General features: G+C 43.8%; 15 protein-coding genes. 3 read left to right on the forward strand and 12 right to left on the reverse strand.

Annotation, left to right across the window (positions count from 1 at the left end; all coding sequences use genetic code 11):
* Positions 1-41: 41 nt before the first annotated feature.
* Positions 42-1,016: an HTH-type transcriptional regulator CysB gene (gene cysB, locus AB4375_RS12910; RefSeq protein ID WP_017060244.1), complete on the reverse strand. Its 975-nt coding sequence runs from the start codon at positions 1,014-1,016 to the stop codon at positions 42-44.
* Between the two features lie 322 nt (positions 1,017-1,338).
* Here cysB and AB4375_RS12915 point away from each other — a divergent pair, with 322 nt between their 5' ends.
* Complete coding sequence (locus tag AB4375_RS12915; RefSeq protein WP_017060243.1) at positions 1,339-2,103, forward strand: hypothetical protein; 765 nt, start codon at positions 1,339-1,341, stop codon at positions 2,101-2,103.
* Between the two features lie 143 nt (positions 2,104-2,246).
* Positions 2,247-3,002: a tRNA isopentenyl-2-thiomethyl-A-37 hydroxylase MiaE gene (gene miaE / locus AB4375_RS12920; protein WP_017060242.1), complete on the forward strand. Its 756-nt coding sequence runs from the start codon at positions 2,247-2,249 to the stop codon at positions 3,000-3,002.
* Positions 3,003-3,106: 104 nt separating this feature from the next.
* Here miaE and pyrF read toward each other — a convergent pair whose 3' ends face one another.
* The 11 genes from pyrF to AB4375_RS12975 form a co-directional block, all read right to left on the reverse strand.
* The gene (pyrF, locus tag AB4375_RS12925) at positions 3,107-3,802 is read right to left on the reverse strand and encodes an orotidine-5'-phosphate decarboxylase (RefSeq protein WP_017060241.1); all 696 of its coding nucleotides are present in this window, start codon (positions 3,800-3,802) and stop codon (positions 3,107-3,109) included.
* A gap of 124 nt (positions 3,803-3,926) precedes the next feature.
* Positions 3,927-5,102, reverse strand: a complete 1,176-nt coding sequence (gene lapB / locus AB4375_RS12930) for a lipopolysaccharide assembly protein LapB (protein WP_017060240.1) — start codon at positions 5,100-5,102, stop codon at positions 3,927-3,929.
* A 12-nt stretch (positions 5,103-5,114) separates the two neighbouring features.
* Entirely contained in the window at positions 5,115-5,387 is a 273-nt protein-coding gene (locus AB4375_RS12935) for a LapA family protein (protein ID WP_372051736.1), read from the reverse strand.
* Positions 5,388-5,516: 129 nt separating this feature from the next.
* Positions 5,517-5,801, reverse strand: coding sequence for an integration host factor subunit beta (gene ihfB / locus AB4375_RS12940; RefSeq protein ID WP_017060238.1), 285 nt, complete (start codon positions 5,799-5,801; stop codon positions 5,517-5,519).
* Between the two features lie 121 nt (positions 5,802-5,922).
* Entirely contained in the window at positions 5,923-7,593 is a 1,671-nt protein-coding gene (rpsA, locus tag AB4375_RS12945) for a 30S ribosomal protein S1 (protein WP_010439921.1), read from the reverse strand.
* Positions 7,594-7,699: 106 nt separating this feature from the next.
* Positions 7,700-8,380, reverse strand: a complete 681-nt coding sequence (gene cmk, locus AB4375_RS12950; protein ID WP_017060237.1) for a (d)CMP kinase — start codon at positions 8,378-8,380, stop codon at positions 7,700-7,702.
* Positions 8,381-8,672: 292 nt separating this feature from the next.
* Positions 8,673-9,419: a 3-deoxy-manno-octulosonate cytidylyltransferase gene (kdsB, locus tag AB4375_RS12955; protein ID WP_017060236.1), complete on the reverse strand. Its 747-nt coding sequence runs from the start codon at positions 9,417-9,419 to the stop codon at positions 8,673-8,675.
* The gene (locus AB4375_RS12960; protein ID WP_004736429.1) at positions 9,419-9,598 is read right to left on the reverse strand and encodes a Trm112 family protein; all 180 of its coding nucleotides are present in this window, start codon (positions 9,596-9,598) and stop codon (positions 9,419-9,421) included. The genes kdsB and AB4375_RS12960 overlap by 1 nt, the downstream gene beginning before the upstream one ends.
* Positions 9,579-10,586: a tetraacyldisaccharide 4'-kinase gene (gene lpxK, locus AB4375_RS12965; RefSeq protein WP_029236442.1), complete on the reverse strand. Its 1,008-nt coding sequence runs from the start codon at positions 10,584-10,586 to the stop codon at positions 9,579-9,581. Before lpxK ends, AB4375_RS12960 begins: the two co-directional genes overlap by 20 nt.
* Before the next feature lie 13 nt (positions 10,587-10,599).
* Complete coding sequence (gene msbA, locus AB4375_RS12970) at positions 10,600-12,348, reverse strand: lipid A ABC transporter ATP-binding protein/permease MsbA (protein WP_372051737.1); 1,749 nt, start codon at positions 12,346-12,348, stop codon at positions 10,600-10,602.
* A 31-nt stretch (positions 12,349-12,379) separates the two neighbouring features.
* A complete protein-coding gene (locus tag AB4375_RS12975) occupies positions 12,380-14,710 on the reverse strand; it encodes a DNA internalization-related competence protein ComEC/Rec2 (protein WP_372051738.1) in 2,331 nt (776 codons plus the stop codon).
* A gap of 17 nt (positions 14,711-14,727) precedes the next feature.
* Between AB4375_RS12975 and AB4375_RS12980 the strand changes: the two genes are divergently transcribed.
* Positions 14,728-15,240, forward strand: coding sequence for a DUF2062 domain-containing protein (locus AB4375_RS12980; protein ID WP_017060232.1), 513 nt, complete (start codon positions 14,728-14,730; stop codon positions 15,238-15,240).
* The last annotated feature ends 176 nt before the right edge of the window (positions 15,241-15,416 follow it).

Below are 15,416 nucleotides of genomic sequence, written 5' to 3' on the forward strand. Positions count from 1 at the left end.
CAAATACAGGCCGAATAAGAATCAAAATTTACACGATGAGATTAACGAACTGGCAGTTCGATATCTTTAAACATCTCTTCGATCTCTTCGTTCGATTTCAAAGAAATAGCTTGCTCAACCACAGGGCGAGTTAAGTGCGGTGCAAAACGCTCCATGAAATCAAACATGTAAGAACGCAAGAAGGTGCCTTTTCTAAAACCAATGCTGGTTGTGCTCGCACCAAATAGATGGCTCGCATCAATCGCAACCAAATCAGTATCTTGCTCGTGGTCAATAGCCATACTTGCAATTACACCAACACCAATGCCCATACGAACGTAGGTTTTGATTACGTCTGCATCGGTCGCAGTAAACACAACACGCGGTGTTAAACCTACTTTGTTAAACGCGGTATCAAGCTCAGAACGGCCAGTGAAACCAAATACATAAGTCACGAGAGAGTAAGCCGCAAGATCTTCGATCGTGATATTACGCTTCTGTGCCAGGGGATGATCTTTGGTCACGACGATCGAACGGTTCCAGTGGTAACAAGGCAGCATAATCGCATCTTGGTAAAGGTGTAGCGCTTCCGTTGCAATCGCAAAATTCGCTGTACCTTTAGCGACGGCTTCTGACATTTGGCTTGGCGTACCTTGGTGCATGTGAAGCGATACTTTTGGATAGCGCGCCGTGAAACCTTTAATCACATCAGGCAGTGCATAACGAGCTTGAGTATGAGTCGTTGAAATATTCAATGTACCCATCTCTGGATGTGTGTGTTCACCTGCTACCGCTTTAATGCTTTCAACGCGCGCCAAAATCTCTTGAGAGATACGAATGATATCCTCACCCGCTTGGGTAACCTGCGTTAGATGCTTGCCGCTACGCTCAAAAATCTGAATGCCTAGTTCGTCTTCAAGTAATCTAACTTGCTTACTAATGCCAGGCTGAGATGTGTACAAACTCTCTGCTGTAGCTGAAACATTTAGGTTATGGTTTACAACCTCAACAATGTACTTCAGTTGCTGTAACTTCATATCTAACCTCGTAATCCTTTACTCATTTCTGTGCTAACTTATTTGCAAAGAGAGCGTTATAGTCGCGTGTAATATAATTAATAGTTATAACGCTTCGAACACAAAAATGACAGGAAAATTGAGTTTTTCTAGCTTAACAAACAAAAACATCACTAACGCTTTGCAACCCAACCCTCATTCTCATACATTAGTTGGTAAGTTTTGATTGCCGATTTCGCTCAACAAGAGATAATCAGAAATTGCAATTTACGAGTGCCGATACACAATGGAATCGTGTATCCTCTCCAGTTAGCTATAGAAAATAATAAGCAGACTCAAATATATGAATATTGGTTTAATAATCGTCTTAGTAGCCGTTCTTTTGGTGTTAGTTTTAGGCTACAACATCATGCTTCAATATAAAGTTAAGGTAGAAACAGCGAAGAAACAGGAAGCTTCTCGTTATCTAACCATTATTGACGGTACAGAAGAACTGATTGGCAACGCTCATCACATGCCGTTTAGCCAAGATCTTCTTGTATGCTTAAACAATCGAATTCTTGATGCATTAGAAAACATGTATCAACTCGATCCAAAAAATAAGCAGCTTGCCCAACGCATTGAAAGCGTAAAACAACAAATCACTCAGCTAAAAGAGAACTACAAAGGTGGCGAGAGTACCGCTTTCCGCGTACCAAGTAGTGACAAGCAAGCGATCATGATGCTTAAGTTAGTTAAACGCCTGCGTGATACGGTGCGCAACGAGCACAATAAAGGCCGTTTCGAGACTCAAGCTTATGTGGTTGAAAATGCTCGCCTAGAAACAATTCAAATCCGTATTAACATTGAAAATGTTATCAAACGTGCAAACGATTCGATTTCTCGCGGACAACCGGGAACAGCGATTCAGCTATTACGCAAAGGTATTGATGCTTTGGCGACTAAGAACGACTCGTACTCTAATCAAGCCAAAGAAAAGCTTCAACAGATGCTTAACGAGCTTGACCAGAAACGCCAAGACAAAAACGCTCAAGATTTGCAGCAGATGGAATCTAAAGAACGAGAAGACGATATGGATGCCCTCTTCGGTCAGAAGAAGAAATGGTAACAGTCTAACTCAACACTTAAAGGCCGCCTTATTTACATTAAATAGGCGGCCTTTTTTGTAGCTGTTGAATTTCCTTTCTCTGTATAGGGAGATCTCTTGAGCTGTGATAAAATCCCCGCATTATCAACAAACTTTCCCTGACCATGTATCAAGAATTACTCGCTCCAATCCACTCTTTTCTTAAAGCCGAAACGCCAGATTCATGGATAGATGAAGCCAAAAAGCCAGAAAATCTTCACATCATTCTACGCGATCACATGCTGTGTGAACTTAAGGCGGCACAGAGTGCTTTATTCCTTATTCGCAAGTACGCCGTCGATAAAGAAAGCGCGAAGCAACTGAATGAATGGATTTTGCCATACGAGCAATTTGCTTACCGTCGTATCGGAGACTTAGAGTCTCTGCGTGGTAAAAGCAACGTATCCAAGCAAATCACAGCGAAAGAAGGCTGTAATTACGGTGCTGACCTAATCGATAAGATGGTTTTACTGATCAAAGAAGAGCTGCATCACTTCTACCAAGTCATGGAGTTGATGGAGAAAAAAGGCGTGACTTACCAGCCAATCGAGGCGGGTCGTTACGCTAAGGGCTTGATCAAACAAGTTAAGACTTACGAGCCTGATGCTCTGGTTGATAAGCTTATCATCGGTGCGTTTATTGAAGCTCGCTCTTGTGAGCGCTTCGCTAAATTGGCTCCTTTCTTGGAAGAAGACATGGAGAAGTTTTACGTGTCTCTACTTCGTTCAGAAGCTCGCCACTACCAAGATTACCTTGAGCTAGCAGAACAGATCGCAGGGAAAGATATTTCAGAGCGTATTTCGCATTTTGCTCAAGTAGAAGCTGATCTTATCACTTCAGAAGACAGCGACTTCAAATTCCATAGTGGTGCTCCGGTTTAGGCTCCACACAGAACATTCAGTCCAGTTTAGACTAATCCAGACTAAAAAATTAAGGCCAGCAATTTGCTGGCCTTCTTTATTTATATCTCAATCCAAATATAGACTTAAGCAAGCGTACCGTTGATCTCTGCAAGTACAGCAGCAGGGTCTATCGCTTGCGTAATCGGACGACCAATAACAAGGTAGTCTGAACCTGATTCAATCGCTTTAGAAGGCGTCATGATGCGCTTCTGGTCACCAACATCTGCGCCGACAGGACGAATACCTGGAGTAACTAGCTTGAACTCTTGACCAAGTGCACCTTTAAGCAAAGAAGCCTCTTGTGCAGAACATACAACACCGTCTAAGCCAGAGTTTTTCGTTAGAGAAGCCAAGCGCATCACGTGTTGTTGTGGTTCAAGATCCAGACCGATACCCGCTAAGTCAGATTGCTCCATACTGGTGAGTACCGTTACACCGATTAACAGTGGACGATCTTTGCCATAAGGTTCTAAGATTTCGCGAGAAGCCGTCATCATACGCTCACCGCCACTTGCGTGTACGTTCACCATCCAAACACCCAGTTCAGCGGCAGCACGGACTGCTTTTGAACATGTGTTCGGGATGTCGTGGAATTTAAGGTCTAAAAATACTGAGAAACCACGCTTATGTAATTCACGAACAAATTCAGGGCCAAACAGGGTAAACATCTCTTTGCCCACTTTTAGGCGGCAAGATGCTGGGTCAATTCGATCGACAAAGGCTAACGCATCCGCTTGATTATCATAATCCAAGGCTACAATGATTTTTTGGTCGTTCATTTCATCTCCTAACGCAGTTAACTTTCTAAAAATTTCTAATCACCTAAGCAGGTGATAAATAACAGTCATAAAAATGCAGCCCGAAAGCTGCAATTAATAATTTGGTCTTAAAGTGACCACAAATCTATTCACCATCAAGCCCACGAATAGGCTTGATCGTCCCCCACCCTTTACATGAAGGGCAGTGCCAATACAAAGAGTGTGTCGAGAAACCACACTGACGACAACGGTAATGAGGCTTAACCTTAAGCTGTTCACCAACCATAGATTGAAGTGTGGTTAAGCTGTCTTTTGCTCGGCCTTCTTCTGCTTCCGCTAGGTGGTAATCGATTAATCGATAAAAACCTTTCATGGTTGGATTTTTAACAAGCTGCTTTGTCAGTAACTCTTGAGCAGAGCCTACATCTTCATGGTGAGCAACCAATTGCGCCAGCATCAGTTCGGCAGATACACCGGCTTTCTTCTGAATACACGCTTTGAGGAACTCGACCAATTGAGCTTCTTGTCCAAGCTTGTGGTAACACTCAGCAAGGGTTGGCAACACCTCACTGATAAAATCGATATCTTGTTCAAGTACCGATTCAAGACAATCAATTGTCTTTTGGTAATCTTCGTTCGCTAAGTGGAACTTCCCTAGTGCGATACTTGCGCGAACACATTTAGGGTCTTCAGAAAGCGCCTTCTTAAAATGCTGAAGCGCTTTAGAACGATTACCATCGGCTTGTTCTTGCATTGCAAGCTCACACCAAAAATGCGCGACTGTGGCACGCATCTTCATTTTTTTCTTGCCGAGCTTAACTAAGATATTTCCGTAATGGATAGCCTTGTTCCACTCACGGGTCTGCTGATAAATAGCCACCAACTGCTGTAAAGCGCCCTCTTTATGATCAGGTTCTTCTACAAGTTGTTCAAAGATTTTTTCAGCGCGATCAAGGAAGCCAGAGACCATGTAGTCTTTAGCTAATTGTTGCAGTGCGAGATTTTTCTGATCGAGGGTAAGCCCCGAACGAGAGATGAGATTTTGGTGAATACGAATAGCGCGGTCGACTTCGCCTCTTGAGCGGAACAAGTTGCCCAAAGCCAAGTGAGTATCGATGGTTTCATTGTCTACTTGAAGCAGTTCAATAAAGTGATCAACCGCTTTGTCAGATTGATCTGACAGTAATAGGTTCAAACCCGTCACGTATTGACGGGAGATCTGGTGTGATTGCTTTTGTTTTTCTTGCTGAGCGTTACGATTACCCATATACCAGCCATAAGCGGCTGCGATGGGCAAAAGTAAGAACAGTAACTCTAACATCAAATATAGCCTTTAAGCTTTAGTATCAGCAGGGACCTGCTTTAATTGCTTATTGAGTTGCTTCTTCAAGCGATGAATTTTTAGCTGAGACCGCATGTGCATATTACCAAAGACTAACCAAGCAAGGGCGAAGCCTGAAACGAATACAACACCTAATAAACTTGATAGGTGGAAGTCACCTTGCGCTAGCAGATAGTTGAAATTCACAGTTGTTTGGTTTTGAGAGCCTAAAGCCAGTGCAATTAGGAAAAGTGCGATAACGGCGACTATTTTTATAATTTTCATAGTTCATCACTCATTGGTTGGTTAGCTGTACGATTATGCAGGAAAATTACTAATCAGACCACCATATTATGGTCATAAAAAAGCGGCATACATTATAGTATGCCGCTTTTCTTAATTCCGATAAGTAGGCTACATTCCTGAGTTTACTCGTTCACGCAGCTCTTTACCTGGTTTGAAGTGAGGAACGTATTTACCTTCTAACTCAACCTTGTCACCAGTCTTTGGGTTACGTCCAACACGAGGCTCACGATAATGCAGAGAAAAGCTGCCAAAACCGCGAATTTCGATTCGATCACCACTTTCTAGTGTTGAAGCCATATGCTCTAAAATGTCTTTTACAGCGTCTTCAATTTCTTTTGCAGAAAGATGCGTTTGCTCAGCGCACAGTCTCTCAATCAATTCAGACTTAGTCATAGTTACCCTCGTTGGTTTTCTTTTTAGAAATTATAGACCTATCGGAAAAATAAGCAAAAAAAAAGGAGCCTTACGGCTCCTTTCTTGGCTAGATAGCTATAATTCTCTTAATGAGAAGCTATTATTCGCCTTTAGCAGCTTTGAATGCGTCTGCCATTGCGTTACCGAACGCGCCTTCTTCAGACTTGTTCAGTGAAGCCATTGCTTCTTGCTCATCAGCTTCATCTTTAGCTTTGATAGATAGGTTGATTACGCGGTTCTTACGGTCTACACCAGTGAACTTCGCTTCAACGCTGTCGCCAACGCTTAGGATTAGAGATGCATCTTCGATACGGTCGCGAGAAACTTCAGAAGCGCGGATGTAACCTTCAACGCCTTCGATTAGCTCGATAGTAGCGCCTTTCGCGTCAACTGCAGTAACAGTACCGTTTACAAGAACACCTTTCTTGTTGTCAGCAACGTATGCGTTGAACGGGTCGTTTTCCATTTGCTTAACGCCAAGAGAAATACGCTCACGCTCTGCATCTACTGCTAGAACAACAGCAGAGATTTCGTCGCCTTTCTTGTATTCACGTACAGCTTCTTCGCCGGCAGCGTTCCAAGAAATGTCAGATAGGTGTACAAGACCGTCGATACCGCCTTCTAGACCGATGAAGATACCAAAGTCAGTGATAGACTTGATCTTACCAGTAACTTTGTCGCCCTTAGCTTGCATTTCTGCAAATGACTGCCATGGGTTAGCTTTACACTGTTTCAGACCTAGAGAGATACGACGACGTTCTTCGTCGATATCAAGAACCATAACCTCAACTTCGTCGCCAACATTAACAACTTTAGAAGGGTGGATGTTCTTGTTAGTCCAATCCATTTCAGAAACGTGTACTAGACCTTCAACGCCTTCTTCGATTTCAACGAAGCAGCCGTAGTCAGTTAGGTTTGTAACACGACCAGAAAGCTTGTGACCTTCTGGGTAACGCTTAGCGATTGCTACCCATGGATCTTCGCCTAGTTGCTTAAGACCTAGTGAAACACGAGTGCGCTCACGATCGAACTTAAGAACTTTAACTAGGATTTCGTCACCAACGTTAACGATCTCTGATGGGTGCTTAACGCGCTTCCAAGCCATATCTGTGATATGTAGAAGACCGTCAACACCGCCAAGGTCAACGAATGCACCGTAGTCAGTAAGGTTCTTAACGATACCTTTAACTTCAGTACCTTCTTGTAGAGTTTCAAGAAGTTCGTCACGCTCAACACTGTTTTCAGATTCGATAACAGCACGACGAGAAACAACAACGTTGTTACGCTTCTGGTCTAGCTTGATTACTTTGAACTCTAGCTCTTTGTTTTCTAGGTGAGCAGTGTCACGGATAGGACGTACGTCTACTAGAGAACCAGGAAGGAAAGCACGGATACCGTTAAGTTCAACAGTGAAACCGCCTTTAACTTTACCGTTGATGATACCAACAACAGTTTCAGCTTCTTCGCAAGCTTTCTCAAGTACGATCCAAGCTTCGTGACGCTTAGCTTTCTCACGAGAAAGTTGAGTTTCACCGAAACCATCTTCAACAGCGTCTAGAGCTACGTCTACTTCAGCACCAACTTCAACTTCAAGTTCGCCAGCAGCGTTCTTGAATTGTTCAGCAGGGATAGCAGATTCAGACTTAAGACCAGCGTCTACAAGAACGAAACCGTTCTCGATAGCTACTACAGTACCTTTAACGATGCTGCCTTGTTGGAATTCAGTTTCAGATAGAAACTCTTCAAAGAGTTGAGCAAAAGATTCAGTCATTATTTAATCTTCAATAATTAAACGTCCATGGGTATCCTACCGCATGGGGTTGATAAATTCGCCGGTCATCATCCTTGCGACCAACGTTCGTACTAGCTCGGCGAAATTACCCAGCCAGTTTCGATTCAATATAGTGTAGTGCTTTTTCTACTACCTGCTCAATATTCATTGAGGTGGAATCAAGCACTAGAGCATCCTCTGCAGGGCGAAGTGGCGCCACTGGGCGATTACGATCTCGGTCGTCTCGCTCTTGGATCTCGCTCAAAAGGTCGTCAAATTTAACATCTAACCCCTTCTGTTGCAACTGTTTAAGGCGGCGACTCGCACGCTCTTCAGCACTTGCATCTAAAAATATTTTCGCTTCAGCTTCAGGAAACACAACCGTTCCCATGTCACGACCATCTGCAACCAAACCAGGCGCAGCGCTGAATGCACGTTGACGACGAAGCAGTGCTTCGCGAACGCGAGGTAAAGCAGCAACTTTTGAAGCCGCCATGCCTGTCTCTTCTTTACGAAGTTCACCAGACACATCTTCACCTTCTAGGATAACCTTAACTAAGTCGCCTTCAGCAATAAACTGCACGTCTAAGTGTGTAGCAAGCGGTACTAAAGCATCCTCTGATTCAGTATCCACACCATGGTGAATTGCCGCTAAAGCCAATACGCGATAGATCGCGCCTGAGTCTAGAAGATGAAAGCCTAGCTTATCTGCTAGCAACATACACAGGGTACCTTTACCTGCACCACTTGGTCCATCAACCGTAATCACTGGGCTTTGAGAAGGCATCTTTTACTCCACGTTTTGTCGTAAGTTTTATTCTGTACTAGCGATTCGCCACTACTTTATAGGCGGCATATTATAGAGAAAAATTGGAACTCGAGCGAGGTAAATCTCAGATAATTCCGTGTTGATGATGCATAAACCAATGCAACTATCTCAATATCCGTTTGCTTAGGTTAATAAGACACGCACGCGCTTTTCGATAGCGCACTTTTCGATAGATAGAAAAAAGCCTCGCAATAGGCAAGGCTCATGATTTTTCATTTTGTAGAGCAAACAAGAATTCGCTCAAAGAAGCTTAACCAATAATAGCTCGAACCGCTTCTAGGTCTTCAGGCGTATCAACACCAGCCGCAGGTGCTTCCGCCGCAACGTCTACGTGGATTTTTTCACCGTACCAAAGTACTCGTAATTGCTCTAGGCACTCAATACGTTCAAGAGTGCTTGGTTCCCAGTTAATGTAGGTATTGATAAAACCCGCTCGGTAAGCATAGATACCAATATGACGAAGCAAAGGAGATTCCGCTGCAGTACCGTTGTTCGCGTAAGCATCGCGATCCCAAGGGATGGTTGCTCGGCTAAAATACAAGGCATAACCGTCTTTATCGGTTACAACTTTAACGGCATTAGGGTTAAACACTTCATCAGCATGAGTGATTTCCACACCTAACGTTGCCATCGGAGCTGTACTGTTAGCAAGATTGTTGGCAACCTGATTAATGATCGAAGGTGGGATAAGTGGCTCATCACCTTGAACATTCACGATAATATGATCATCAGGAATATTCATAACTTCAATCACTTCAGCTAGGCGTTCAGTGCCCGATTCGTGATTCGGTGATGTCATACAAACGGTCGCGCCAAATGCTTTAGCCGCTTTTTCAACTCGAGCGTCGTCGGTAGCGATAATAACGTTATCGGCACCCGCTTTCATTGACTGTTCGTATACCCATTGAATCATCGGCTTTCCACCAATGTCAGCAAGTGGCTTCCCTGGTAAACGGCTCGATTGGTATCTTGCAGGTATAACAACCGTATAAGACATTACTTACCCTCATCCATAGAAACGGTGCGAGCTTCAGGTTCTAAAAGAACAGGAATACCCTCTTTAATTGGGTAAGCAAGGCGATCAATTTTACAAACAAGCTCTTGCTTATCCTTGTCAAAAGTTAGTTTACCTTTACATACAGGGCAAGCAACGATCTCAAGTAGACGGTGATCCATAGTATTCCATAACCTCTTTTATTCTTTTTAAAATTTGCTGTTGCGAATCTTCATCGAACTGCGCAGAAACTGGAAGATACCACCAGTTATCTTGAGCATATTCTTCGCATTTTACAGCGTCTTTTTCTGTCATAATCAGATTCATACCTTTCTTAGCTAAGGCATGAAGTTCATCTTTATCAAAATCTTGATGATCGGCGAAACCCTGTGTGAATACCACATCACCATCAAGATCTTCCAATGTTTTAAAAAAGCGCGGTGGGTGGCCAATACCGGCAAAAGCAACCAGCTTCTGTAATTCTGCCACAGACCTTTTCTGACCAGTCTTTAGGTTAACCGCTTGGCTTGGAAGCAAAGACATCGAGAACTCTCGCCCATGCGCTTTACCGCCATTGTTAACCAAAAAGTCGACTTCATCTAAACGAGATACAGGCTCTCTTAACGGGCCTAAAGGAATTAGGCATTCGCTACCAAAGCGTCTTGCGCCGTCGATAACTGCAAATTCAATGTCGCGTTCAAGCGCGTAATGCTGAAGGCCATCGTCAGTGATAATCACATCAACACCTTTGCTCAGCAATGCTTTCACTGCGTTAGCTCGCACAGGGTCGACTGCGACTGGCGCACCAGTTCGCTTACGAATCAAGCGAGGTTCATCACCCGAATGCTCAGCTGGGGTATTTTCATCCAACACCAACGGATAGCTTGGTGCTTTTGCACCGTAGCCACGAGATACGACTCCGGGTTTAAAGCCGTGAGCCTGAAGCATCTCAACTAACCAAATCACAACCGGTGTTTTACCATTTCCACCAGCAGTAATATTGCCCACAACAATAACAGGTAAAGGCGGGCGGTAGGTCTCTTTATTCCCTGAGAGATAAGCGTCACGACGCCGACTACTGATCATTTTGAACAGCAGACTTAGTGGCCACAATAGCGGCCAGAGAAGATATTTCAACGGGTGATTGTTAAACCAAATCTTTTCGATCACAACAAGACCTAATTTATCCGCTGAACTGAATTCGGTGTAATTGTGCATAAGCACCATCATGCGCGATTAGCTCAGCATGTGCGCCCCTTTCTACAATATGACCATCATCAACCACTAGAATCTCATCAGCTTGCTCGATGGTAGAGAGTCTGTGTGCGATAACTAATACTGTTTTGTCTTTCTGCAGTTCTTCTAATGCAGATTGAATCGCTCTCTCTGACTCAGTATCCAGTGCAGACGTCGCCTCATCAAGAATCAGCACAGGCGCATCTCTTAATAAAGCACGTGCAATCGCAATACGTTGTCTTTGACCACCAGAAAGGCTTGCGCCATTTTCACCAACAACGGTATCGATGCCATTTTCCATGCCTTCGATAAACTCACTTGCATGAGCAAGCTTAGCCGCGTATTCGATCTGTTCACGTGAATACTGTTCTTCTGCTGCGTAAGCGATGTTGTTAGCCACCGTATCGTTAAACAGATGTACATTTTGAGAAACGAGCGCAAAGTGCTCACGCAGATTTCTCAATTCGTAATCACGAATGTCGTGGCCATCAAGCTCAATTGAACCAGAGTCTACGTCATAAAAACGAGTGAATAGGTTAGCAATGGTACTCTTACCCGAGCCAGATCGCCCAACAAGCGCAACCGTTTTACCTTTCGGTATATTGAAGCTGATCTTATCAAGTGCTGGTTTCTCTGCACCGTCATAAGTAAACGTGACATCTTTAACAGCCACTTCACCCATTACAGTTTCAGGTTTCAACGTCCCTTTGTTTTGCTCGGTATCTAGATCCATCAAGCCAAATAGAGTCGTACTCGCAGCCATACCACGTTGGAATTCAGACGTTACGTTAGTTAACGCCTTTAGCGGACGTAATAGACCAAACATTGCAGAGAACACAACGGTAAACGTACCAGCAGTAAGCTCGGCTTTAATAGAATCGACACTAGCAAGGAATAGAACAACAACAATCGCAACTGATGCGATCATTTGAATAATCGGGTTAGCGGCAGCTTGAGCCGTTACCAGCTTCATGCTTTGTTGGCGCATCTGGTTGCTAACGGTATCAAAACGGCCTCTTTCTAGCTCTTGACCACCGTAAGTTAGAACCACTTTATGACCTTTCAGCATTTGTTCAGCTGAAGAAGCAACGTGACCCATGCTAGTTTGCATGTTCTTAGAGATCTTTCTGAATCGCTTCGATACGATACTGATCGCCCACGCAACCAAAGGCGCTACAGCAAATAACACCAAAGATAACTGCCAACTATTCCAGAACATCAGCGTCAACAAGCCTATAATACTTGCACCTTCACGGACAATACTGACTAACGCTTTACTGGTTGCTGCAGACACTTGCTCTGAATCGTAAGTAATTCGAGATAGCAATGCGCCTGTCTGTTCTTTATCGAAGAAAGAAACAGGCATGTGCATGAAATGGCTGAAAATCTTACGACGAATTTCCATCACCACATTGCCAGAGACCCAACTCAAGCAATAGGTTGAAACAAAGCCACTGACGCCACGAACGAACATCATGGCAAAGATAATAAGTGGAAGTGTACGTAAAAAGTCAGATTCAGCATTACCAAAGCCTTCATCAAGTAACGGCTTTAGTAAGGAAATCATATAGGTATCAGAAACGGCATTTATAATAAGCGCAATTACCGCAACACCTAGGCCGGCCTTATATAATCGAATATAAGTCCAAAGTCTTTTAAATGTGACCCAGGTAGTTTCATCTGTTTGTGTTGACATAGAATCGCTTAATTTTCTCACAATAATCTATCTATTCTACTCCCTTACGGAGCATCTGCCTATACCACTGCCCGCCTTGTTGTTCTCTAATCGCATGATATTGCCAACCTTCTTTGCTAAGAGTGATGGTTATTTGTCCGCTTTCTCCAGTATCTAGCCAAGTACTCCCCGCTTCCTGATAACGTTCAATAACAAACTCACTCGGCATTCCCCACTGGTTGCCTTTGGCAAGAGAAGCTATCGCCAGCTGAGGAGACACCGCCTCAATAAACGACTTAATCGATGACGAATCGCTGCCATGATGCGGAACCAACATAACATCACTCCTTAGCTGTTCTCCTTCACGAGCAAGTAACCACTCACTTACCAGTTCAATATCACCAGTGAGCAACATTGAGAAATCAGCACTATGATCTGAGATCTTGACCACACACGAATGTGGGTTATACGCCCTCTTTACTTGCTTAGGCGGCCACAACACCTCAAAAACAACATCTTGCCAGTTCCAAACCTCTCCAATAGTACATGTTTGAATATTAGACGGGGCTTGAGTGATAGATTGGCGTTCTTGAATAATGTTCTGACTGGTTCTTATCCACTTTGGCGTATAGTTCTCAAGTAATGCCGGATAACCACCAGCATGGTCAGAATCGAAATGACTCACAATCACGCCTTCTAATTCATAAATCCCCCGCTGATTCAAAGTAGGAATCAACAAAGACTCAACAACCGAGCCTCCTGGCCACGCATTGCCAAGATCATAAACAACAATCTGATTGTTCTTTTCCAAGACCAAAGACAACCCATGCCCAACATCCAAGATATCAATAGTTAGTTTGTCTTGCTGGGGTTTGCTGAACTCCCACCACAGCACAAACACTGCAGTTACCAATATCGATAATGTTCGCTTGAAATACCGACTAACAAAGCTCAAAAACAAGATAAGGAATACTGATAATGCAATCGTCTGATTATCGACTTGGATCCAAAATCGCTCAGAGAAAGGAAGACTAAATACGAGAGGCTCAAGCGATAAGTCGACTAACTTCCACAGCTGACTGACCAAATCATTGTCTAGCGCTGTTATACCAACCACGCCAGACACTGACTCCGATATTAAGCTTAGAAACATTGCCAGAAACAACAGCGGGATCGTCACCATCGATACCCAAGGCAAAAGGAACAAGTTGTAGAAAACAGAGACTAAACTGACTCCTTTGAAAAACAACATCGAGGAAGGCGCGATAAGGAATGTCAGCATCAGTTGAAGCTTAATAAGTTGGAGTGCGTAGTCGATAAATGTAAAGCTTGAAGCTGAGCGCTGAGTATTACAGGCGATATAGAAAACAGCGCCCAATGCACCAAAGGACAACCAAAAACTGCTCGACAAAGCTGAAAACGGCCAAATCAGCAGAACCACGCACACACTTAAAGTAACATATCGAAGCAAACTGATATTTTGCCCACGCCACAAGAAATAACTCGCGATAACGCACATCACCAAAGCTCTCAAAGTTGGCAGCGTGAATCCAGCAAACCAACTATAGAAATACGCCAAGCCGAGCCCGAATATTGTAGGTAACCAAAGAAATGAAGGGGAAAGTAACCTTAATATCTTGCCAATCTGATAGCCGATACCAAAGGCAATCCCAATATGCAGCCCCGAAATAGCCATCAAGTGAATCAGGCCACTGCTTTTAAGCATATCCCACCGCTGAGGCGGAATAAGGTCTCGATATCCAAAACTCAAAGCGATAATGAGATCTTGATTTGCCAGCAGACTTAACCTTTCAAGGCTGGCTTCAAACCATTGGGCGCGTAAGTTGGTGCTAGAATGAATTCGGTACTTGGTATCTGCTCTGTAAGTTGCATTGGCAACCACGCCAGCACTAAACAAGTACTTTTCTCGGTCAAAGCCGGCTTCGTTGAGTTTGCCCCATATCGGCTTTATTGAGGCCGATAAATAGACATCATCTCCAAGCGTTAGCTTGAAAGGAGTAAGCAAACGCAATTTTATCAATTGAGGAAAGATTAATTTTTCGCCGCCAATTGATCTGACTACTATTACGTTTTCAAAACCGTGGCTATTTTCACTAAAAAGGCTAACAACCGACGCATTTATGGTAGTATTCTGCCCTGATTGGAATAAGCGACTCGTTTGTATTTCAATCGCATTCCCTAGGCAGACAACTAGTATCAATGCTGTTACTGGACCTCTTGCACTCCGGAAAACGCTATACTTTGTTGGTGTTAGCAGTAACAACAGCATCAATGGTGCCCAAACCCAATGTGGCATCACAGGCCAGAAGCTGGCAGACACAACTGTCGCAGCAAATGAAATCAAGAACCAAGTGTTAAACAAGAGAGTAGCTTCCTCCTATGCCAAGAAAGTTTATCAAACGATTTATGCCTGACCATGATCTAATCAAGCGTCAGAAAGCATTGAAAGTTTTTGGCAATGTTTTGTACAACCCCAACTTATGGTGCCTTAATCGTCGCTCTGCGGCTGGCGCGTTTGCTGTTGGGTTATTCATGGCGTTTGTCCCTCTACCAAGTCAAATGATTATGTCTGCAGGCCTTGCTGTCGCATGTGGCGTTAACCTGCCTTTAGCTGTCGCACTTGTTTGGATCAGTAACCCGGTTACCATGCCTGTTCTCTTCTACTTTGCTTATAAAGTCGGGGCGTTTGTTATGCATGTGCCACCGCAAGCCTTCCATTTCGAATTGTCTTGGGACTTCATCTTGGCGCAAATGAGCACTATAGGGCCTCCGTTCTTATTGGGTTGTCTGATTTGTGGCGTGGTTTCAGCAATGATTGGCTACTTTGGTATTCGCGGTTTATGGCGCTACTCAGTAGTAAGAAGTTGGAAGAAGCGACAAGCAAGGCACTGAACGCCATTTCTTGTTATTCAATCTAACCTTGTATGCGCTTCACTTAAAACGTACACAAGTTAAAATCGGATGAGCTACTTACCTCTGCAAGATTGGCATGTAACGAAAGTCGTAAAGAACACGAATTGAATTCAATAAAAAAGGACCCCACTGGGATTAATGCCGTTCACTTAAGA

It is taken from the genome of Vibrio sp. 10N.261.51.C6, assembly GCF_041471785.1.
In the GTDB taxonomy this organism is placed as follows: Bacteria; Pseudomonadota; Gammaproteobacteria; order Enterobacterales; family Vibrionaceae; genus Vibrio; species Vibrio crassostreae_C.

Bases quoted from the DNA above. Each gene is read 5' to 3' on its own strand.
- cysB (WP_017060244.1), bottom strand. From the start codon at position 1,016: ATGAAGTTACAGCAACTGAAGTACATTGTTGAGGTTGTAAACCATAAC.
- AB4375_RS12915 (WP_017060243.1), top strand. From the start codon at position 1,339: ATGAATATTGGTTTAATAATCGTCTTAGTAGCCGTTCTTTTGGTGTTA.
- miaE (WP_017060242.1), top strand. From the start codon at position 2,247: ATGTATCAAGAATTACTCGCTCCAATCCACTCTTTTCTTAAAGCCGAA.
- pyrF (WP_017060241.1), bottom strand. From the start codon at position 3,802: ATGAACGACCAAAAAATCATTGTAGCCTTGGATTATGATAATCAAGCG.
- lapB (WP_017060240.1), bottom strand. From the start codon at position 5,102: ATGTTAGAGTTACTGTTCTTACTTTTGCCCATCGCAGCCGCTTATGGC.
- AB4375_RS12935 (WP_372051736.1), bottom strand. From the start codon at position 5,387: ATGAAAATTATAAAAATAGTCGCCGTTATCGCACTTTTCCTAATTGCA.
- ihfB (WP_017060238.1), bottom strand. From the start codon at position 5,801: ATGACTAAGTCTGAATTGATTGAGAGACTGTGCGCTGAGCAAACGCAT.
- rpsA (WP_010439921.1), bottom strand. From the start codon at position 7,593: ATGACTGAATCTTTTGCTCAACTCTTTGAAGAGTTTCTATCTGAAACT.
- cmk (WP_017060237.1), bottom strand. From the start codon at position 8,380: ATGCCTTCTCAAAGCCCAGTGATTACGGTTGATGGACCAAGTGGTGCA.
- kdsB (WP_017060236.1), bottom strand. From the start codon at position 9,419: ATGTCTTATACGGTTGTTATACCTGCAAGATACCAATCGAGCCGTTTA.
- AB4375_RS12960 (WP_004736429.1), bottom strand. From the start codon at position 9,598: ATGGATCACCGTCTACTTGAGATCGTTGCTTGCCCTGTATGTAAAGGT.
- msbA (WP_372051737.1), bottom strand. From the start codon at position 12,348: ATGTCAACACAAACAGATGAAACTACCTGGGTCACATTTAAAAGACTT.
- AB4375_RS12980 (WP_017060232.1), top strand. From the start codon at position 14,728: ATGCCAAGAAAGTTTATCAAACGATTTATGCCTGACCATGATCTAATC.